Origin of the sequence: Zooshikella ganghwensis DSM 15267 (genome assembly GCF_000428585.1) — a bacterium.
GTDB classification, from domain to species: domain Bacteria; phylum Pseudomonadota; class Gammaproteobacteria; order Pseudomonadales; family Zooshikellaceae; genus Zooshikella; species Zooshikella ganghwensis.
Map to the genome: position 1 here is coordinate 1 of NZ_AUAF01000079.1, position 22502 is coordinate 22502.

General features: G+C 37.3%; 17 protein-coding genes and 1 pseudogene. 7 read left to right on the top strand and 11 right to left on the bottom strand.

Annotated features, from left to right (window positions below; all coding sequences use genetic code 11):
- Positions 1-240, top strand: a pseudogene (locus tag F607_RS30065) (IS3 family transposase); the annotation flags it as partial.
- On the opposite strand, the gene ovoA reads toward F607_RS30065, so the two are convergent.
- Positions 229-1755, bottom strand: coding sequence for a 5-histidylcysteine sulfoxide synthase (gene ovoA / locus F607_RS30070; RefSeq protein ID WP_051311551.1), 1527 nt, complete (start codon positions 1753-1755; stop codon positions 229-231). The pseudogene F607_RS30065 and the gene ovoA sit on opposite strands and share 12 nt — an antisense overlap.
- Positions 1756-2192: 437 nt before the next feature.
- Between ovoA and F607_RS0116000 the strand changes: the two genes are divergently transcribed.
- Positions 2193-4520 carry a methyl-accepting chemotaxis protein gene (locus tag F607_RS0116000; protein ID WP_038291593.1) on the top strand — a complete coding sequence of 776 codons (2328 nt, stop codon included), beginning with the start codon at positions 2193-2195 and terminating at the stop codon, positions 4518-4520.
- A gap of 122 nt (positions 4521-4642) precedes the next feature.
- On the opposite strand, the gene upp is transcribed toward F607_RS0116000, so the two are convergent.
- The 10 genes from upp to F607_RS0116050 all read right to left on the bottom strand — a co-directional run bounded on the left by upp (position 4643) and on the right by F607_RS0116050 (position 18011).
- On the bottom strand, positions 4643-5323 hold the full coding sequence (upp, locus tag F607_RS0116005; RefSeq protein WP_084611278.1) for a uracil phosphoribosyltransferase: 681 nt from the start codon (positions 5321-5323) through the stop codon (positions 4643-4645).
- Positions 5324-5342: 19 nt separating this feature from the next.
- Entirely contained in the window at positions 5343-6545 is a 1203-nt protein-coding gene (locus F607_RS0116010) for a questin oxidase family protein (RefSeq protein ID WP_038291595.1), read from the bottom strand.
- A complete protein-coding gene (locus tag F607_RS30075) occupies positions 6538-6990 on the bottom strand; it encodes a DMT family transporter (RefSeq protein WP_038291596.1) in 453 nt (150 codons plus the stop codon). The genes F607_RS0116010 and F607_RS30075 overlap by 8 nt, the downstream gene beginning before the upstream one ends.
- A gap of 6 nt (positions 6991-6996) precedes the next feature.
- Complete coding sequence (locus tag F607_RS0116020; protein WP_027708903.1) at positions 6997-7467, bottom strand: DMT family transporter; 471 nt, start codon at positions 7465-7467, stop codon at positions 6997-6999.
- Positions 7464-8162 (bottom strand): HAD family hydrolase, encoded by a 699-nt coding sequence (locus tag F607_RS0116025; RefSeq protein WP_027708904.1) that lies wholly within the window; start codon positions 8160-8162, stop codon positions 7464-7466. The genes F607_RS0116020 and F607_RS0116025 overlap by 4 nt, the downstream gene beginning before the upstream one ends.
- Positions 8163-8221: 59 nt before the next feature.
- Positions 8222-9175: a pseudouridine-5'-phosphate glycosidase gene (locus F607_RS0116030; protein WP_211233654.1), complete on the bottom strand. Its 954-nt coding sequence runs from the start codon at positions 9173-9175 to the stop codon at positions 8222-8224.
- A 21-nt stretch (positions 9176-9196) separates the two neighbouring features.
- The gene (locus F607_RS0116035) at positions 9197-9421 is read right to left on the bottom strand and encodes a tautomerase family protein (RefSeq protein WP_027708906.1); all 225 of its coding nucleotides are present in this window, start codon (positions 9419-9421) and stop codon (positions 9197-9199) included.
- A 19-nt stretch (positions 9422-9440) separates the two neighbouring features.
- A complete protein-coding gene (locus F607_RS0116040; protein WP_084611279.1) occupies positions 9441-13436 on the bottom strand; it encodes an amino acid adenylation domain-containing protein in 3996 nt (1331 codons plus the stop codon).
- A gap of 1493 nt (positions 13437-14929) precedes the next feature.
- A complete protein-coding gene (locus F607_RS0116045) occupies positions 14930-15412 on the bottom strand; it encodes a LabA-like NYN domain-containing protein (RefSeq protein ID WP_027708908.1) in 483 nt (160 codons plus the stop codon).
- Positions 15413-15773: 361 nt separating this feature from the next.
- Entirely contained in the window at positions 15774-18011 is a 2238-nt protein-coding gene (locus F607_RS0116050; RefSeq protein ID WP_051311552.1) for a glycoside hydrolase, read from the bottom strand.
- A gap of 100 nt (positions 18012-18111) precedes the next feature.
- On the opposite strand from F607_RS0116050, the gene F607_RS0116055 reads away from it, so the two are divergent.
- From F607_RS0116055 to F607_RS36095, 5 genes are all read left to right on the top strand, one after another.
- Positions 18112-19590: an ATP-binding protein gene (locus F607_RS0116055; protein ID WP_157365498.1), complete on the top strand. Its 1479-nt coding sequence runs from the start codon at positions 18112-18114 to the stop codon at positions 19588-19590.
- Positions 19565-20209, top strand: a complete 645-nt coding sequence (locus tag F607_RS0116060) for a response regulator transcription factor (protein ID WP_027708911.1) — start codon at positions 19565-19567, stop codon at positions 20207-20209. Before F607_RS0116055 ends, F607_RS0116060 begins: the two co-directional genes overlap by 26 nt.
- Positions 20200-21021: a DUF2861 family protein gene (locus F607_RS0116065; RefSeq protein ID WP_027708912.1), complete on the top strand. Its 822-nt coding sequence runs from the start codon at positions 20200-20202 to the stop codon at positions 21019-21021. The genes F607_RS0116060 and F607_RS0116065 overlap by 10 nt, the downstream gene beginning before the upstream one ends.
- Positions 21022-21620: 599 nt before the next feature.
- Complete coding sequence (locus F607_RS0116070; RefSeq protein ID WP_027708913.1) at positions 21621-21848, top strand: hypothetical protein; 228 nt, start codon at positions 21621-21623, stop codon at positions 21846-21848.
- A 482-nt stretch (positions 21849-22330) separates the two neighbouring features.
- The coding region (locus F607_RS36095) for a transposase (RefSeq protein ID WP_169719811.1) at positions 22331-22502 on the top strand (172 nt) is incomplete at its 3' end.

Genomic DNA, 22502 nt, shown 5'->3' on the forward strand with positions numbered 1-22502 from the left:
GCTTGGGTGTTAAGTTTCGTGACTTGGTATAATCAAGTGCATCGACATAGTGGGATTCAGTTTGTGACCCCTCAAGCACGCCATGAAGGCAAAGACCACGCTATTTTGGAAAACCGTAAGGTGGTATATGAAAAAGCAAAATTGGCCAATCCAAGACGCTGGACAGGTCAAACACGTAATTGGAATCGAATTGAAAGGGTTTGGCTTAACCCTGATAACAATCAAATGCTAAATCATTAGTGTAGGTTGGTTGATGCGACAACTATCTTGACAAACAGCGAAATAGGTTTCACCATAATGAAATTCAATATATTGAGAAACCATCGCATCAGTTTCGTAAATATTTAAACAGGGCTTAGGCAGGGGGGGAGCTTCTACATATCGAAAGCCTGCATGCTGGAAAAAATGACGCCGAAAAGCATAACGTGAGTCTTTGATTGCATAATTGCCAGTTGATATCCAGCAACCGCCTTTAAAGAGAAAATGCTTCCCATCAAAGGTTGGAGTTGAAAAGTCATCATAAGCAGGATGAACACTGAAACCCTCATAACAATCAATGGGGGTTTCAGTCCACTGCCAGACATTACCAATTATGTCATAGAAACCATTAGCGAAAGCATGGCGATTTACTGGACAAGCTGACATTTCATATTCTAAATTAATGTTGCCAGGTGCTTGATTCCAGTAAGGTTGATCTGTATCTACTTGCTTTCGTAGGGTATACCATTCAGCCTCTGTAGGTAAGCGTATATTTTTTTCTAAAACAGATGATTTCCAGTTACAGAATGCTTTTGCTTCATAGTGATTCACGTCAACTGGCCAATCCCAAGGCATGTCAATCATTTCCAACATCGTTCGGTATTTAAACCTATCGCCCACTTTTAGCCAGTATCTGGGGAGTTTGTGCTCTCGAGACTGAACCCACTGCCAACCTTCTTTATCCCAATATTCTTTCTGGTTGTACCCATTTGCAGTTACAAAATCAAAAAATTCTTTGTTTGATACAAGATATTTACTGGCCTTAAAATTATCGACGTAAGTATGAAACGCTCCATACTCGTTATCCCATCCATAAAGTGGATTGTTTTTTGACTTACCTAAAGTGATTGCTCCACCAATCACTGGTAGTAACTCGTTGCTAGGAGGGGAATTGCTGGTGAGGCAAATATTACTCCATATAGGGTGAGGTGTAATACACTGGATAGGTAACTCTCTAATAAGTACGGATGTTGTTTCTAAATGGATACGTTCATGTTCGATGCCCATTAAGATAATCCACATTGGACTTTGCCAATCTATTGGTAAAGTAAAATCAGTTGTACGAATAAACTGGTCCACTAGTGTGCGTGTCTTTTTCCGGTAATCACGAACTTCATCTGCGGTTGGCCAGTCATAATGTTCATCGTGAAGGTCGTCCCAAGACATTTCATCAACACCAATAGCCAACATTGACTCTAATTTAGGATCAATGCGAGTTGAAATTAACCCTGTCACGTTGAGCTTATTGATGAAGAATACAGCCGTATGACCAAAATAGAATATTAATGGATGACGTAACGGATTGGGTCGGGTGTAAAATGCACTCTCGTTATTTAAACATTCAAAAATACTTTCATAAAGTGAGAAACTATTGTGGAAATAATTAAGAATTTCTTTTCGTTTTTTTGAATGGTCTGTGCCACTCAATATGACTGTTTTTGTTACAAGAAAGTCATCCTTTAATGTGTTTTTTTCTTGTGTGAGTGTTGAGAGCATAGTCTAGTCCCTTAGAATATGATTTAGAATTGGCTATAAGTATATTCGAATGCTTTATATCTAAAAATAACTCTTCTAAATTGAAGTCTATCTGTAAGTGTTGCTGAACAGAAAAACTAAATTTAGATAAGAAACAAAGTGACAATTAGGGAACGATATATGTAGACAGTTTGTGCAAACTGAGAAAAAATTATTGGTAGTAATAATGATAGAAAAGATCAGTAATGCGCATATAATGTAGTTATCATATTTAAAATTTGCAATAACAGCGATAGCTGTTTTAAAAGTGCTAGCTGGCCTATTAGGGTAAGCACTATAGATAGTATGCATATAGATTATTCGTGAAAAGTAAATGGTTTTAAGTAGTGCCCATATAGTTAATTCATAAAGAATACTAAGATCATAAAAGTAGTTTTAACTGGAGTTGATGACTAATAATGAAAAGTATTCGTACTAAACTAACGTTTATATTACTTAGTGTAGCACTTATTCCGCTAATAGTACTTGCTTTAGTGCTTGGCTCAGAAAGTTACAAGACTGCACGAAAGACGATGGAAGCTCAGGCACGAGAACAATTGATATCAATCAGAACAATTAAAAAGCAGCAAATTGAAGATTACTTTAATACAATCCGTAACCAAGTTTTAAGTTTTTCAAATGATCGTATGATCATTAATGCAATGAACGATTTTAATAGTGCATTTAAGGCTTACAGAAGTGAAGCAGGTATCACAGATGTAAGTACGCTAAAAGAATCCTTAAGCCAGTATTATACGAGAGATTATAATAACGAATACGGCAATAGAAATAATGGCAAAAAGTCAAATACCAACCAATTATTGAGTGGGTTAGATGATGACTCAATTGCGCTTCAGTATGCATTTATTCAATCAAATTCAAATCCTTTAGGTGAAAAAGATAAGCTAGTCACTTTGGAGAATAATACAACATATGCTAAAGTTCACGCAAAATTCCATCCTCACATAAGAGATTTTTTACAACGTTTTGAATACTATGACATATTTTTAGTTGATTATGATACTGGGGATATCGTTTATTCAGTATTCAAAGAATTGGACTACTCAACATCGATAAAAACAGGGCCTTATGCAAACTCAGGGATTGGAGAGGCTTTTAAACAAGTCGTTAATGCATCGCAGAAAACAGTATATTTAACTGATTTTGCTAGTTATACACCTTCTTATGAAGATCCTGCATCGTTTATCGCTACACCAATATTTGATGGAAGCCAACGTATAGGGGTTTTGATATTTCAGATGCCAATTGATCGAATTAATACAATTATGACATATAACCAAAAATGGGTAGAAGCTGGGTTGGGTAAATCAGGTGAAACTTACCTTGTAGGACCTGATTATACTATGCGTAGTTTAAGCCGCTTTTTATTGGAAGATCAATCAGGCTATGAGGCAGCGCTGTTATCAGTTGGTATAAAAGAGTCGATTATTAATACGATTTTATCGAAGAAGACAACTATTGGTTTACAGCCGGTGAAAACAAAGGGTACCCATGCAGCTATAGCGGGTGAAACCGCGTTTCAGATTTTCCCAGACTATCGGAATGTAAATGTACTCTCTGCTTATGCTCCGCTCAATATAGAAGGGTTAAACTGGGCTATTATGAGTGAAATTGATGAAACAGAAGCCTTTGCACCAGCCGACGAGTTGCGTTCATTTATCTTGCAGGTCAGCATTGCTAGCATGCTGGTATTTGCCGTATTAGCTTATTTATTCAGCCTGTTTGTATCGAAATTTTTTACGAAACCAATTACTAAGCTTGAGGAATCAATATTGACTATTCAGCAAAGTTCTGACCTTAGTAAAAGCATAGAGCTTGACGTAAAGGATGAGGTGGGAAGAATAGCTAATGCTGTTAATGGAATGTTAGGGAAATTCAACCATACAGTGAGGCACATAATAGAAACTGTTGTAGAGTTAAAAGCTTCAGCAAAACAGATGGCGCAGCTAAGTGCGAGCACAGCAGAAGGTGTAATGTTACAACAAACAGAATCTCAACAGGTAGCAACAGCATCCACAGAAATGAATGCAACGGCTCAGTCAGTGGCTCAGAATGCGAGTTCTGCTGCTGAATCTACAGAGCGTGCTAATTTGCTTTGTAGTGAAGGTATTCAGGTTGCGCATGAAACCTCTCAATCATCCGAAACACTTGTTGCAGAAGTTGCGGAAACTGAATCTACCATGGATAAGGTAGCTACTGATAGTGAAAAGGTTGGCGCAGTATTAGACGTTATTCGTAGTATTGCTGAGCAAACCAATCTTCTGGCGCTAAATGCTGCAATTGAAGCTGCTCGGGCTGGAGAGCAAGGACGAGGTTTTGCAGTGGTTGCAGATGAGGTAAGAACACTCGCTCAGCGCACACAGGATGCAACGCTTGAAATCCAGCAAATGATTCAAAGTTTGCAATCAGGATCGCAGGAAGCCGTTTCATTAATGAAGCGTTCTGCTGAAAGAGCTGGAGGAAACAAAGATCAAGTTATTCGTTTAAATGATGCACTATCACAAATTAGTGATGCAGTTTCAGAAATAAATGAAATGAATACGCATATTGCAGCAGCAGCGGAACAACAGCAAATAGCATCAGATAGTATAAATAGTAGTATTGTGAAGGTAAGTGATATTTCCAAAAACACTGCTGCTGAAGCGAATAAAAATCTGGAAACAGGAAAAAATGTTGAAAGTTTAGCCGATAAATTAGAAATGCTGGTAAAAGAATTTAAAGTATAACTGTGTTGTGTACGCAGATCTAAAAATACCTGTATTTATACCCACAGCGAATGATTTTTAGCGTTGCTAGTCTTAACATACTAGACTAACCCCGCTAATATATTATTTCTGTTCAAAAATAATTAGTTTACGGTTCCAAAGTAACGATCTCCAAAATCACCAATTCCAGGTATCATAAAGGCATTTTCATTTAATTTTTCTTCTATAGATGAAGTGACTATTTTAATTTTTGGGTATTTGCTGCAGACAGCATGAATACCTTCTGGAACAGTAATAAAGTTTACAAAAATAATTTTATCTTCTTGTACACCTTTATCTAATAGGAGTTGAATAGCTGCTTTTGCACTTCCACCTGTAGCAAGCATTGGCTCAAGCATGAGAATATGACGTTCATGAATATCTTCAGGCAAGTTTGAGTAATAATAATGTGGTAGTTTAGTTACTTTATCCCGTTGGATGAGTATTTTGCCAATACGAATAGCAGGGCAAACAGCGCGTAATTCAGATTCCATACTTTCGCCGGCTCTTATAATGGGAACACCACATAACTTTGACGCAAACTGCAAACCATTATAAGTATTGCCAACAGGTGTTTCCACTTCAAGTGGCTCAAAAGGTAATAAATTGAGTCCAGCCTCAATCAACAAGCGAATAATTCGGCTTGAGTAAAACACGAAGTCTTCTCGTGAAACTTGACGATTTCTAATTATTGTATGTAATGCTCGCAATTGATTGGTCTGAGGCAATACATGCACATTTTTTTGTAAATATTTATCTATGTCATATGTTGTAGAGTTTGACATTATAAATTCCTGACGACTTTTATTCTGTAGGAGGCGTTTCGAAAGATGGAGGAAGCTCAGGTGTTGTTGTAAACTGACCTGCAGCTGCTCGGTAAATAGATAGTCCTTTACTTCTTTCCCACATTAATTGAAGGACATAGACAAGTTTAGGGTTATGTTCTTCTTCCTCTTCTAAAGAACGAGCTATCGTTTGTTCCCAGACATGTTTCCATGCTTCATTCTCAATATCATCTTTAGTCTTGTTGAATGTATTATGCAGGGATTCAAGTTTTTTGTGTTTAGGAAAGTCTGCACGGGAAAATAGAACGCATAGCAAACCGACCCAATAGCACTTAATAACGTCCTTAGTTTGCTCTATAGGTAAATGCTGTGCAATTTTCTCCAATGCATGGAGTGAGGTGATCAGATGTAATAATACAAAATCACCAGGTTTTGCTAAGTATAAAAGTGAAACAGTATAATACAGTTGATTCCATACTGATGAAGTATCTTTGCTTTCAAGCCAGGCAGGAAGGTCATAGATTAATGGGTGGCCTACCTTAAGCAGTTTTGCGATTCGATACTGTAAACCAGACCTAATAAGTTCTGGGTGAATACCTGCAGCTTTATCTGACTCAGTGTCTGAAACAAGAGTCTCAACCCAATCAGTCAGTTCTGTAGAGTGATTATTCCAGTAAGCTGTAATTCGCAGTAATGAGTCAAATGGTGATTCGCTCGTATATTGTTCTCGATTAATGGCTGCTCGTTGAGGGTTACAAGAAACATAGGAGTATGCCATATAGGCCAACCCTTCAACTGCCATCCAGTGGCTTTTTATATCGAGGGCCCAACCCAAGTGAATCGTAGCGTGAGTGAATGCACCTGCCCACCCAGATAGGAGTGTTGGCATATACTTGTCAAGTACAGTATCTAAGCCTAGCTTTTTTACTTGTAAATCAAAAAAATCACAGTAAGCAGAAAAGCTGGTGCGTTGTCCTAAGAAATCCTTCCAGTTCTCTTCTGATATCACATATTTTGAAGCCCTGGCGGGCTCAAGGCCAAAGCCATAGGTTGTCAATTTGGCATAATTTTCGTAATAATCTTTTATTTTCTGAGCTGGAATATTCATACCTGCCAGTGCGACAACAGCATGTTTTACATGATTAGTGAGATGGCCATTAAACTCAATATGGTATTGTTTATCATTTAAAAGTTTGTTGATAATTGACTTATCGTCAGTCATTGGTTATTTCCTTATTTTTTGATATGTTCGGTAGTCTGGATAAATAAATTCCTAATAATACAACAATGACACCCAAACAACGTAATAAGCTAGGTAATGAGTCTGTATTTTGCCAGTCGATGAAAACAGCAGAAATCATTTGGCCACTGATAACCAGAATGGCTGCATTCATTGCCCCTAATCTGGGAAAAACGTAGCTGCTGACAGCCACAAACAGTGCGCCAAAGAACCCTCCCAGATAGGCTGAAAATGGAATATCAGCTGGGTTATCTACTTGCCACTGCCCCATAACGATCAAAATTAATGTCAGAAATATAAAGCCAATAATATGATTCCAGAGAGAGGCTTTAAATGGACCAATTTTGGCACTTAGTTGACCATTAATTGCTCGGCTAGAGCCTATTAGCATCCCATTTAATAGAGCTAAAAAAATAAAAAGAATCAATCTTTTTTACCTCCCGAAAATAATCATTGCGCTGCCAGTAAGGACACATGTCACTACGAGGAAATCTTTTAAAATAATACGGCGCTTTAACACGAGAAAAAGGCCAAAATGGTCTGAAAGCATACCGAAGATAACTTGACCTACAAGCATTAGGGCAATGGCTTCAGATAATGAAAGACTACCATTAATTGCAATAGCAGCTAAAACAACTGTGAAGGCACCTGGAATGCCTCCTAAGTAAAACCAAACGGGTAACTTTGAAGGAGGGGGGCTTTTGTTTTCCTTTTGTCTGGGGCGTAATGCCATCATGGTCAAAAAAACAAGCACGAGGGCCACAATGGCTCCCATCCCATGGGCTACCCATGAAGCAATATAAGGTGTCGTATGTTTCGCTAAGAGGCTGTTATACTCAATCATGAGTGCAAGTAGCACGCCTCCGGCAATGGCCAACAACCAATCTTTTAAACGATCAATCACAGTATTACAGCCTCGATTTTTTTTAGTTGAAAAGCCTCAGTAATGATATTGACTACATCTGTAAATGTGTCAGCAATCCATGTTGGATTAGCTGATCTAAGTACTGGTAAGCTATGAATGCCATAGGTAACAGCAATAGATCGCATACCTGCAGCATTAGCCATTTTAAGATCGTGAGTTGTGTCACCTATCATAATGGCATTTTCTGCTGATGCATTGTTTAGCTTTCTCAATGTTAAATATCCGGCTTCTGGATCTGGTTTGGGGTTATTCACTTGATCAGCTCCAACCAAAACAGAAAAGTAATCACGTAACCCTGCTGCTTTCAATAATGCATCAGCGCTTGCATAAAATTTACTTGTGGCAATAGCAAGAGGAAGCTCTTGCTTACTCAGTGTAGCTAGTCCATCTTCAACACCAGGAAATATAAGCGTTTTGGCTTTGGGTAAAATAATTTCTTTAAAAAGTAGTTGATACTGATTTATGCACTGTATAACAAGCTCATTGTCCGCAGGCAAATTTAGTAAGCGACTAAAAGCTTTCTCTAAAGGTAAGCCGATTGTTGCTCTGATATCCTCAGCTTTTTGAGCAGCTAGGCCCATAGTTAAAAATGTTTGAGTAAAAGTTTCAATAATGGCACGGGGAGTGTCAATTAGAGTTCCATCTAAATCAAAGATAACTGAATTTTTGCTCATAGTATTTTATCTTAATATTATCACTGTTTATATGTGTTAAACCCATTGTGAAGGATATATCATATTGTTGGTGGCACTTCTTCTCGACGAAACTGAGCATGAGCAGCAGCAAGTCGACCAGCAACTTCTGCTGTATTAATAAGTACGGCCATGTTAGCTTTTGCAGACTTTCCTGCGGTAACCCTATCTACTGCATGCATAATATATTTTGTTATTGAATTACCACTAATACCGTCTTTTTCTGCGTTAAAGATGGCTTGATCGATAGCGCCATTAACTTCCTGGCTATCAATGGCATTTTCTTTTTTGGTTGGACTGGTTATGAGTATTGAGCTGTGATTACCTAAAGCCCAATGCAACTCAATGGCCTGAGCAATATCTACCTCTTCATCTAGTCGATGAGGACTTCTAATTCCACTGGTTCGACAATAGAATGCAGGGAAATCATCAAATTGATAAGATATTATGGGTACACAATGAGTTTCTAAAAATTCCATTGTTAAGTTAAGATCTAAAATATTTTTGGCTCCAGCACAAACCACAGCAACTTTAGAACGGGTGAACTGTATTAAATCGGAAGAAATATCCATTGTTTTTTCAGCACCACGATGTACACCTCCTATCCCAGCTGAAGCAAAAAAAGGTATTCCTGCAATTTCAGCAGCAACTAATGAAGATGCAACTGTAGTAGCCCCCATTCCTTTTTGAGCCAAAATAACTGGAAGGTCTCTACTACTGACTTTGGGGATTTTTCCGGTTGCAGCAAAACGCTCCATATTCGTATCGGTCATCCCAATCAAGATGCGGCCATCTTCAATACCAATCGTTGCAGGTATTGATCCTCCAGCTCTTACAGCTGCTTCAACTTTTTTGGCTGTGGTTATATTATCTGGATAAGCTAATCCATGAGTTATTACATTTGATTCTAATGCTACAACTGGTTTTTGAGTATCAAGCGCATCAGCTACTTCATCACAATAAACCAAAGTGATGCCTTTATAATTTTTAATCACAGTCATTCCTAATTTGAACAATTAATAGCTAGGTTTTTTGCAAAGCAAATTCTTCTTTTGTTCAATTTCGGGGATATACACCTGTTCATTCCAAACATCTTGTGAAGTAGGTTCAAGTGCAATTGAAATAACGCCCTCATCACAATCGAATGTTTTTTGTAGTGTTCTTGTGATTTCTGTAACAAGTTCATCTTTTTGGGCTTGGCTAAGAGTTACTGGAAAGTACTTAATATTTACATGTGGCATAATATTCACCTATTTTGTTTTAATGGTTGGCTAATCTTTGTTCAATTGCGGTTAGTAATGTTTGAAGCCCAGGCTCTTTTAAAATGGCGTAATGATCTGCATTTAGATTGGCAATAGCTGGGGGATTTGATGAGTAACCACTACTATTTTCAATAAAGGAATAGTCATCTCCTTTCGCTTTAAAAATAGTTAATGGTGCTTTAATCTTGCGCTCTTTTAACTCATGAAAAGTATATTTGAAGTCATAAGTAAGACGTACAATTTGAGTTATTCTCTTAATGAGATCTGGCTCAAGATGCTTGTATTTTGAACTTATAAACGAAACAAAAAGCTCTTCATTATTAACCACTTTTAAACAGTCTTCGAGTATTGGCCCTGTAATAGTCTGTGAAAAGACCGAGAATAAAATAGTTAAAAATTTCTTATTATTGTATATTGAATGGTCTCGGGTTATTGATTGTTCACACTGATCGAACGGTAAACTAATATCATCCATATTTTGTGGGTGTGATTGGATCTTAGGAGAACCAGGGGCTATTAGAAAAATGTTTTCTACACATTCCCCACATTTTTCTAACTGGTAGGCGGCTTCAAAAGCGACTCGAGCACCAAATGAATAACCCCAAAGAGTATAGGGGCCAGATGGTTGTATTTGCCTAATTGATTTTATATCTTCTTCTGCCATTTCTTTTATGGTTGTGAAGGGAGTTTCTCCAGCATTGATACCATAAGCTTGCACTCCGTAAAAAGGTCGACCAATTTTCACGTGATTGGCAAGTGCTCTTAAACTCATAGGATATCCCCCCAAACCTGGCCAACAAAAAATTGGATTTTTGCTTCCGTTATTTGATAAACAAGCAATACGAGAAATTGGTTGCATATTTTCGCACTGTATATGTCTTGCTAGTTTTTCTATAGTGGGGGCTTCAAATAGAACTTGTAAAGGCAAAGTACAGTTAAGCGTTTTATTAATCTTGTTAATTATTTGTACACCAATTAAGGAATTTCCACCAGATTCAAAAAAGTCATCTTCTATAGAAACAGATTCCCAGCGTAATGCCTTTTTCCAAATTAAAGCAATGGTTTGCTCGGTCGCAGTTTTGGGTGGAATTATAGGGCGTTCAACTGACTCGATATTAAGCTGCTTTGAATTTTCAAGTGTTTTATAGTCAATTTTGCCATTAGCAGTTTGTGGTAGAGCATCCATGATAATGATTCTATTAGGTATCATATAGTCTGGAAGTCGTTTAGCAAGATCATCTTTAAGAATTTCCGCTGGTCCCATTGTGTGAATAGCGTCCTCTTTCATTCCCTCGCTATTATATTGCTCCAAACTAATACGGCCACCTAAAAAGAAGTATGAAGGTCCTGATTTTTCTCCAATGCTGTTAAGAATTGATGTGATGCGTTTGGCTGCTGGTAAGTCATTGCCTGTTTTAGAGCTGTAACCTGATGACATAAAACCTAGGTATAGGTCGTTCATTTGAATTTGTTGTAATTTACGACCTAACTGGATATAACTACTCCAGTCAGAATTTTTTCTACAAACTAGACAAATGCCAAAACTAGAGCGCTCATAAACTTGTTGATTGATGGCTATAACATGTTTTTTCTGAATTACATCATCAGCAATTTTTTCTAAATAAGCTTGCTCTGAATGATTGTCTTTGTATTGATAAAGGCCTGCAGGAAGATCTGAAACTTTATCTTCATGCGTTTGAACAAAAATATCTAGGTTATCTTTAAAGCATGCATTTAAATTAGAATAAATTTCAAAAGAACCCAGATAGTAGTCTTCAATGGCACACTCCAGATGATCTTTGACGGTAGGAGTATAAATGCCATTATCAACTTTAAGCTGATAATGAGAAAGAACTGCATCGAATAAGCCAAGCATATGGCCTGTTTCCATTTCTAGTACTTCTAATATATTATTTTTATAAACAGGCTCAATAGCACTTTTTTTGCCTATGAAATGGACTTTGATACGAGCATTAGCTGTTCCATCAATTGCTTTGATAAGAATTAACTGATGATATACAGGGTGGTAATAATAATAGCCTGATGTTAATGATCCAATACTATGTATTTCTAGGTACAGTTGTGTCGCATATAATGCTCCTGGTGATGCATAAGCGTATTTTGGTAATAGTCGTTCATGGCTATGATACTGACCAAAATTTCTTAATATTTCGCTCAGCTCATGAAAACTAAGAGAGCTGATGCTGCGCTCACTTACTGCTTTTGTAATTGTAGAGCAACTGAGTAATTTCAGTATATCATCTTTACTTACAGATCCCCCCTCAAAAAAACGATAGGTCTTTCTTGAAAAGGCTAAATGACGTTGTGCCTGTGTTGCTTGTTTGTTAGATAACTCTACAATATCTTTACCTGTCAACTCATGTTGACTTTTGCACCCAGAGTTTGACAATTGAGCTTTAACTTGTAATTTATTTTTTTTAGATAGGTGATGCGCGCTATGAATGCCTTGATCCATTAATGCCGCTTCACGTGCATTCAGCTCGATACACGCAATAAGGTTTTGAAATCCTGTGCGGGCATCGTTTCTTATGAATACTGCTGCATTTTGTACCCAGGCATGGGCCTCAATGGCAAGTTTAATTTCGTCAAGCTCAACACGATAACCACGTAACTTTACTTGGTTGTCTACACGGCCAGCAAACTGAACTGAGCCATCAGCATTCCAATAAGCCAAATCACCAGTTCGATATAATTTAGTATGTATACAAAAGGGGTTGTCGATAAACTTTTCAGAGGTTAATTCTGGACGATGGAGGTATCCGCGTGCAAGTTGGTTACCACTAATAAAAAGTTCACCAATTTCTCCGGTAGATACAGGTATCATTTGATTATCTAAAATATAAAATTCTGTGTTATCAACGGGATTACCAATAGGAATTGCGTTGAAATCATTCGTTCTTTTATTAGTGCTTAATGTCTCAGCAGTAACTTTATATGCTGAGGCGTTGATCGTACATTCAGTAGGACCATATAAGTTTACTAATGTACAGTGGGAAAGTACTTGACTACACTCTAGGGCTAACTTTTTTGAAAGTGCTTCTCCACCGCTGAAAATTTGTTTGAGGGAATGGCATTCTTGGCAATCATCACTATTTAACAATGCTTGAAGGAGTGTAGGTACACATTGCAGAGTGGTTACGTTATATTGGATAATCATCCTGATCAATCTCTCAGGATCACGATATACACCAGCGCTTCCCATTATAACTTGGCTACCACAGCAAGGGGCTAAAATTTCCCACTGCGCTGCATCAAAACTCATGGGTGTTTTTTGAAGAATAATGCTATTTTGATTTATAGCATAAGTATGACGTAACCAAAGCATTTGATTTACAATGCTGTGATGTTCAATCATCACCCCTTTGGGTTTGCCAGTACTGCCGGATGTATAAATAATGTATGCTAAATTATTTGGGCGTAGGTAGACACATCGATTGTATATATTTGTTATCCGGTATGCATCAGTAAAGGCTACAGCATCTTCCAGGGTGATAATTTTCGTATTTTGTGGTGCAATTTTTGACAGTTTTTTTCTAAGCTTTTCTTGAGTGAAAATAACTTTCAAATCTGCATCTGCAATCATATAACGAAGGCGATCTTCAGGATACTCAGGTGATAATGGTAAATAAGCGCTGCCAGAAAATAGGATGCCCCATGCTCCAATCATTAGATCGAATGAAGGGTCGACAAAAAGACCAATACATTCATCAACCATTACCCCAATATGTTGTAAATAAACAGCTAAATTAGAGCTTTTCTCTGCCAGTGATCGATAACTTAGATTTGTATTATCACATATGACAGCTGTTCTATCTGGGTATGCTAATACTTGCTCCATAAGGAGATCAGGTAAGCATTTACTATTTATTTGTTCATTCTCTATGAAGCCCGATGATTTATTATCCGCATTTGTATTAGAGATATGGGGGGAAGGGTTTACGTCCTTAAAGCTATTTTCTTTTTTTAAATTCATTTTAGTGTAGGTTTTAATAAGATTAAATAATGATTGTTAAGTACACGCTTGTTAAGTAATTGTTTTGCTATCAACATCATATTAATGAATCCTTTCGTATCGTTATAAAAAACTGCAAGCTATCCTTATTAATGCTGTGATATTAATGCTATCTAGATAATAAAGTGATCTGGTTGAATGTCTATGTATGGTAGTATTTACATTTGTATATTTTCGACACTTAAAATAACTAAATATAATTAATAAAATACCTTTCACGGATCATTTCTATGCATGCTACCTATTGCGCATACCCTTATGGGGCGGCTAACCCTGCTAAAAAATCTTCGTTTTTGGTATAGTCTAAATAACTTAACTTTTTTAAGACAGCAACTAATCAAAACAATAATTTATTAGAAGCAAGGTAATATGTTTGACGCCGTGGTGATAAATGTATTGCATAATAAGAGCTATACATCTGGGCTGTGATTGATGATGTATTTTTTCTAAACGTCATACTTCTTAGACACTTCCTGTTTATAGAAAATACGGAAAATTGATTTTATATGTTTCAAGTTGTTTAGTTTCTATCAGGAAGCTTAATATTAGTTATTGTTAATGCTTTAGCGTAACAATAACTAGAAAAGTATCATGCAGACACTTATTTTTATTAAGATCCAGTACTTTTATCACTTGAAGACTCAGCTAACGCTGTTTAAAACAGTGTGGTTCCTATTGCTACTTTTAACAGACTAGACCCACTAAAAATCCTTCACTATGTATATAATTAAAGAGACTGTATCAAATAACTTTTGTGTTATATCTTTTGATATATACCCTTCACGAATCATTTTTAGGGTTTGTTGTCAGCGCTCTTGACCACCAAGGATGGTGGGAATGCAGTTTATGCAGGAGCATTTAACTGCCACCCCAGTCACTTATTAATATAAGCTCCGGGGGCTTCATCGCTTGACGGCCGCCCCTAAAAACCCTTCGTTTTGGGTATAGTTACTTCCTTTGCGAAACACATGGTCAAGCTTAGCTTATACTCTATACATCCATTACTAATAGATACAATCTTGGCTAATCAACCTTGTACTTATAGGGTAAGGAGTATGTTGATAGCGTGAATAGCTTACATGACTAAAGCCCTTGTGAGTAAATTTTAAAAATGATATCACAACAACTGTTTTATGTTCAAGCGGTAAAGTATCGCTAATTTGTTTTATCAGTACTTATAATTTAAAAGCTTTATATACTTTGCGAATATTTTCGTATAAAGCAGAGTAAACTTTCAGTTGTTAATTAGCTTTATATGGGTTGCTCAACAATTATAAGAAATGCTCGATCTATTTTTTACTAACAAATAGACTAAAGTCTAATTTACATTTTGGTTTTAATGAGTTAGTTAAGGTGGTTACAGATTAACTGGTAAATAAGAAACAACGAGATTGTAAATCTAGTTAATTAAGTGTTAAAAGTTTCTAGTGTAAAGAGGGTTGTAGTTAGTCTCATTATTTTTGTGATAACAAGAGACTGTCGTCAATTGCTATAAATTTTGAAGCGACATTCATTAATGTGCGTGCTGTAAGCTGTGGAACACCGAAAACTTCTACTGAGGTATTGAAGTCGTTTTTAACTTTGCTTACAAGCAAGTCAAAATCCCCATCGCCTGTAACAAGTACGACAGTATCTGACTTTGAAGCATAGTCTATAACGTCTAGGGTGATGCCTACATCCCAATCTCCCTTGGCAGATCCATCACTTCTTTGGATAAAAGGTTTCAGTTTAACTTCAAAGCCAATGGCTTTAAGTATATTCTGAAACTGTTTTTGTTTTTCATCGCCTCGATCAATGGCATACGCAATCGCTTTGATCACCTGCCTGTGAGCTGAGACAAAGGCCCAAAACTGGTTATAGTCGAAATTTCTGTTATAGGCTTGCTTCGTTGTATAGTAAATATTTTGTACATCCACAAAAATAGATATCTTTTCCACTGGTCTAGATTTTTCCCATAGTTGATTATAAATAGCGGATTCAAGTAATAACTAAATATGTATATTTTAGATATTATCGAAAAAATAACAATGGATAGTGGTGAGTTCGGTGAAGGGAGCAGCCCCTACTGCAGGAAAGCTGCAATTATCTTCCTTTGAAGTACTTTGTTCAAAGCCTGTGTAACGCTTTTGCAGCATATCATACGTCTTTCTTAGGAGGTTTGGTTTTAAGCTGGTGCAAAGGCCTTGAGCAGTAGAGGCCAAGAATGGCCTTCTACTATAGGAAGAGCAAATGAGTTCATGTATTGTGTATTGGTACAGTCTTTCCACTTTACAAACTATTTGCTACAGGGGTATATGATTACTGCGCTTGGTACTTAATAAGCTGACCATTAGCTAAGGTCGCTAGCATTGACTGTGCAGGAATGTTTATTTTTTTATGTGTCCAAGGTTTATTAGAGAAGTTCACCCATACTTCACTATTGTTAGCGTACTGAATATAGTGAACAGTTCTCTCTTCATTCAAAAATGAAAACTTATTAACAGCTTGGGTCGCCAATGCTTGATGCAGAGGTGAAAATGCGCGATTGAACTGTTTGATAATGGGTAATCGCTTATTAAGCACTTCATAGTTTATGTGGTAGAGAGGAGGTACTGCATATAACAGAGATAATAGTTCACGCTGAGGACGTAAGGATGGAAACTTAAAGTTATCATAATACCAGTGATGTGTGGTGATGACGGCATCATGGAAAACTGTTTGATACAGAGGAACTTTAAACCTTGGGTCAAAAATAGTAGTTTTATACTGTGGTAGAATGTCAGCTTGTTTAAAGAAGAGGCTGGGTTGGTTATCAGGCCACCAGTTCCCTAAGTAGTAGCTGGATTTTTTATTTTTAAACATTGACGGGTTTCCCCAGCCAAAAACTGGTGTTTGCAATCCATGGGCAAAGATAATACCGCGTTGTGTAACGGCATTACCATCCTCAGAGCCAAGCGGTAATCTGAAGTGGTTACTAAACCACCGTAAACGGGCTTCCCTGGATAAAGCCATAAGCCTTTCTGTCATAGTATGTTCAGGGTGATAGTCTTCAAAAACCATTCCGGTTGCATCTACGTCAAGAAAATAACTATTATATTTGGCGTATTCTAAGACTTGGCTGACACGTTTTTGATAATAATCCGTTAAGCACACAGGGTTGGTATAACGACCTCTTTGTTTAAAACCAGTTTTCCACTTTCCATCAGAAAGCATGATACCGCATTTGTTAAAAAGTTCGTCACCCATTTCAGATGACATCCAGCTACCATCAGACTCACTAGCAGGAAGTACCGTATTATAAGAGTCATAAGCACCAACCAGATAGCCTAGTTCTTTTGCTTTTTGTACAGCTTCAGGGTGGTAAAAACCAACTCGCCAATCATCAAGGCCAAGCCAGGCTCGTTTTAGGCCAGACTTTTGAAGACGATTGAGTAATCTAGTTGAAAGACCATCTCCCCAGTCCTTCTTGTCCTTCAAAAATAGTCCTATTTTTGCCTTTACCAAAGCGATCGTCGCATTGGCATGCTTTATTTGCGATGGAACTGTATTATCAGACTGAGAAATAGACTCTATAAAAGCATTGTTTAGTGCATGAACTATCCACTTCTTTTCCCATAATGGTAGACTTTGCTTCACATTCCTAAGGGTTGATTTTTGTTCTTCAGATTTTAGTTGATTAATAAAAGCTTGACCTGACTTACTATTTAACCATGAAATTAATCCTGGCCAGTTCTTAATGTCATGGTAGGAGAATAAGGTCATACCCCAAACATAAAAGTGGCTGGCACCAATAATTTTTTCACCATCTTTAAGATTTTTTAGGCGATGAGATAAGTTTATAAATTGCTTATTTTTCTTTAGATAGGTGCGGTATAGCTTAGCTCCAGATACTATATTTTTTTGTGTATCTAGATTGATTGTGACATCAACAGGCTCATGTAAACTTAAGGCCGTGAATTTATGTGCTGACTTTAAAGTGAGACTATTTTCTGACTGGATAAAAGCTAACTGATTATTAAAAGGATTATTAAGCACCCAGTTTAACTGAAATTGATTGTACTGTTGACTCCATAGTGGGAGCTTTAGGTCTTGGGTAGTATTAATGGTATGGAGTTCTTCCGTCAGATATTTTTGCCATGTCTTATTATTAAGTGGAATGAAGCTTCCTTCTCCAATAGGTAGTATCAGCGAGTTTACTTTTGTTTGGGGTTGTTGTAGCCAAGTGAATGACTGTGGATGAGCACTTTGTATGGTAAGGTGAAGGTCAGTGCCATTCAGTTTTGCCTTAAACGTTAGTTTGTGTTTTGGCCACTGCCACTCTAGCTGATTATTAGTGTGGAGTTTGATAGACACCTGTTGGGGGGAAACTGTTTTATTATCATTTAGGACACCGCCATGTGATAGTACAACGGGTTTCAAGTTGTATGTTGATGTTATGGCAAAAGTGGATGGTTCAATATCGATTTGCCACTGCGGGTTTTGTAAGGTTATCGCATAGGTATTGCTACATGCTGATACCCATATTACATTAAATGCAATTTGTAGATGTTTACGCATACTACCTCCAGTAAAACACGTTGTTGGAGGATTGAAGCAAATCTGCTGTTGAGGATTGTCAAGATTGTGTTAATTTTTTTAAAAAATTTTGGTAACTAAGTTGTTAAATAGGTTCTTTGAGAAGACTCGATTCAAAAAAAGCTTTCGTCAGCTGTTGTTTTCTTCATCTTTAGCTGTTTTGGCGATTGTTGTTGGCGGGTTATCAAGCTTGCCGGCAATTGCATTCAATGGCACAACCCAGCAGCTGCATAGGGCACTGAATTCTTACGTACCATCGCACCAGGTTGTCATTGATGCATTGCAGCAATTTGACCATGTGCAGCTTAACCCTGAAAAAATGCATCCTCAAACTCACCTGTATGCTCTGGAAGAGTTACAAGTACTGTATCGTTACTACCAGCGCTGTGCTCAACCACCTAATCTAAAGAAAGAAAACCCATTGGCTAAAACAGAATCATTTATCACTGCAGTGTGTATGCAGCAAGAACTGTCATTAAGCTGGTTTGTTTCTGGAATACTTATTCACCCTGGAGGAGGAAGTTTTGCGTACAGGTATGCAAAAGATCACCCTGAGCAGTTTAATATGTTAAAGCCATATATGCATATTCGAGAGCTGGATAATGACTATTATACAAACGACCTTGATGATGACCAGCTTCTGGCATTAATGAGTTCAGCGCAGTGGATATTAGGCAAGCAGTTCTTATGGGTAAAATTTCCCAACGAGTATCGTCTTTATCATAGACAGCAATGGCAACCACTAGCAGACTCTTTTAATTTAGAGCTGCATTCAATCAACCAAGAAAAAAAATGTAGTTTTATAGAAGGAAATATATGCTGGGTAGAGAAACCAATAAGTGAAGTGTGGATATATACTGCCTTAGTAATTTTTAGTGTATTGTCTATTGGATATATTTTTCTATTGGCCATTACTCGACATAAGTATTTTAAAGAACAGCAGTTTATTGTGCAGATGCTTGCCCATGAGTTACGTACCCCGATTACTCGATTAGCGGGTACAGTGGAAATATTTCGAGCACAATTTGACGAATTGCCAGAGAGTTTACATCAGGGGTTTTCCCGACTTTGTCAAGATGCTTTACACTTGCGTCATTTAGCGGAAGCAAGTAAACAATATTTGCAATTAGATTATGGTGCAAATTTGCAGAGGCAATATTGTGAGTCATGGCATGAACTTATACAAGGTACTTTAAGTGAATATGATATTGAATTAGAGCTAGACGATGATAAGTCAGTATTTATTAATATTTATTGGTTTACATTATGCCTGAAAAATTTAGTACTAAATGCACTTAATCATGGTAAAGGTAAGGTTTTAGTTAAATCATATTGTACAGAAGAGAATTTAATTATTCGGGTACAAGATCAAGGCAACTTGGACCCTAGAAAACTGTCTCAATTAATTAAACCTTTTAATAGTCAACATGGGGTAGGGCTAGGACTACATTTAGTCAGTCAAGTTATGAAGAAAACAGGTGGTCGTTTATTTTTGCAGGGACCACCAACAACATTTGTTTTGGAGGTACCAATTAATGCGTCCAACTCTACTCATAGTTGAAGATGATCTTGAATTGGCAAATGATTTAATGACCTTTTTACAGTCACAAGGGTACTCCTGTGAATCCTGCAACTATTTGGAGAAGGTAAATAAATTATGGAAAAATGCCGATTTAGTTATCCTTGATCGACAATTTTTTGGAGTTGATACCATTGACAAGCTACCCGAATGGTTAGCAGTTAAAGCAGTACCTGTATTGATTTTAACTGCAAAAGTCGATGTTAATGAGCGTGTTGCAGGATTAGATGCTGGAGCAAGGGACTATATCACTAAACCATTTTCTTACAATGAACTATTAGCGCGCATTAGAGCAAATTTACGATCATTGAGTCAGCTAGAATGGAGTTACCGGTCACTTAAGCTTTTCCCTACTCAACGTCAAGCACTCTGGGATGAAATGCCATTAATATTGACTAAAACTGAATTCGATTTATTAGCATTATTGGTGAGAGCACCTGGACGAGTTTATACGAGAGATGAGTTACTTAATGAGGTGTGGGGTTATCAATATTATCCTACGACACGTACTGTAGATACACACATACTTCAGTTACGGAAGAAAATTCCAGGGATAACTATTGAGTCTGTTAGAGGAGTGGGTTATCGGTTATGCGCCTAAGATTTAAATTATCGGGGTTAGTATGCTTATTTTTTTCTCAAGCTGTATTTGCAAGCTGGTTCAGTCAACAAACACCCTTCACAAAGGCCCATGAAAGTATTTTACAAGGTAATATGCTATTGTTTTGGCAATCCATGCATGATATTTGGAATGATAAGACAGTAAAAGCATATACAAACTGGTTTGATTTACTACCGGTAATGTATCAACAGCAATGTGGGCGAGATTTGCCTCCTAAACTACCTACATGGCTTGAGTCTCTGGATATTCGTGTTATTCAGCGGGATGAACCTTTGCGACGTTATTATCGTTGGGAAATAGAAGGGTATACTAAGCAATACATACAACAGATAGCGATAAAGGGCACTGGAATTGACTTAAAGCTAATTAATCAAGTAACTCAGCAGAAGCGAAGCTTTTATGGTGAGTCAGAGGAGCAAGTAAAATCAATAAATGGTGGGGTATATCAAATAGCAGTTATTACTGCTCAAAAACAATGGGAAGGGAGCATTTTATTAGCACCACTACATAATATTCAGTGGATTGCTTGGCGGGGAAATGATTGGCACATGGTCGAAGGAGGAAGAACTAAAGCTCTGTCAGTTTGTCCACAGCAAGAAATCAAAGCTATGGTAATGAAACCCACAAGCTATGAACTTGTATGGTATCACCGTGCCAAAGCGCAAGAAAACTACTCCCTTCCAAATCTTCAGTCAGGACCCTATTGGTATTCCGTATCCCTTATTAATCATCGTTTTCAGGGTGACATTCATTTAGAATTCCAACATCGTATACTTAAGCGGTTAAATTAATTTTATATAAACTCGACTTTGGCCATTTAGAGGCTAAGGCATTGCAGGTAGAGCAATACTGTTAATGGTTATAACCTGAATTAACTCATGTCAAACAAAAACCATGATATGAAGTAATTCTAACCTATTGCTTCTAATAGCTTATTTTTAGCTGTCAGGTGTATCCAATAATGGCCAAAGTCGAGATAAATGTAGTTATTTATTATTAATAGCAATTCAAAGCTGATCACTTGAACGGCAGAGTATCACTGAAAAAAATGAGAAGTGCTTTTTGTATATCAACTTATTTTGATGATCTTTTTCCTGAGCCAGCCTTTACTGTTGCGAACGAAATTCAATGAGCTTGGCTACATAAATGACTTGTAACATTATACCCTTCACGAATGATTTCTAGGTTTTGTTATCTTCACTCCTCACCCTAATCACCTATTAATATAGGCTCATGGGACTTCGTCACTCGATGGCTGCACCTAAAAACCATTCGTATTGTGTATAGTATTGACATTTTAAAAAAACTACAATTGAGTTTGTACTCAAATCCATTAAACAGTGCTTCTGGACATCGGACCCCAGAAGGTTATCTTATCTGGCCGTTTCTAATGTTTATATGTCAACATTGTAATGCACAAGCTTCTTTCAAAGAAAAGTCCTTCCTCTTAACTTCAAAAACCCGAGAAAAGCTTTATCCTTCTAGAATCTCTGCGAATAAACATCGGCAAGCCAATAAAATAAAAAAAACTGATGATCCGGGTGGTATAGGGACTGAGATTGTTGAAGAAAAACAGGTATGTAAACTTTGCTATCAGGCATTGACTCTTTTGGAATAATATACCTACACTGAAGGTTTTCTAGGCCAAGGCAATCGTATATTAAAAGAGTCTGTGATGATCAGAGATTATACTCCAATCTCGCTTTAGTCAGTCGCAGTAGTAGCTCAATATATTAAGGGTACTACAAAGGCTGGATAATGGCCGCCAAACTGTTTGCCACAAGGAAGCGGCAATCAAGCCTCCCTGGATGGATTCCCGGCGTGTTTGAAGGATATTATGTAGTCTTTGGGTACAGGTGCTTTAAAGGAAAACTATATGCGATTGCTTTGATTTCTAGGCGAAGCTATTGAGTAATGAATCTCCATGAACCTATAAGGGGTTATGGATAAATTGTATTCACACCAACTTTGATGGTTAAGAGTAGCAATAATTGAATTTAGAAATGGCTCTATATGGATTCCTAGGGGGTAGCATATAATACAACCAAAGATGTATTATGCACGTCTATTTGGGTAAATTAAGTCAGTAATAAGCAAAGAATGATCAATATCAAACAACTGGTAAATGATGAGCAATGCTACCAGTTTATTCGTCAGAGACGTTGGCCTGATGGCGTCAGCTGCCCTCACTGCCAGTCTCAACAAGTAGAAGGCAATGGTAATCATCAAAAGCAAATTGCCCGAAAACGTTATCGCTGCCTAGCGTGTCATC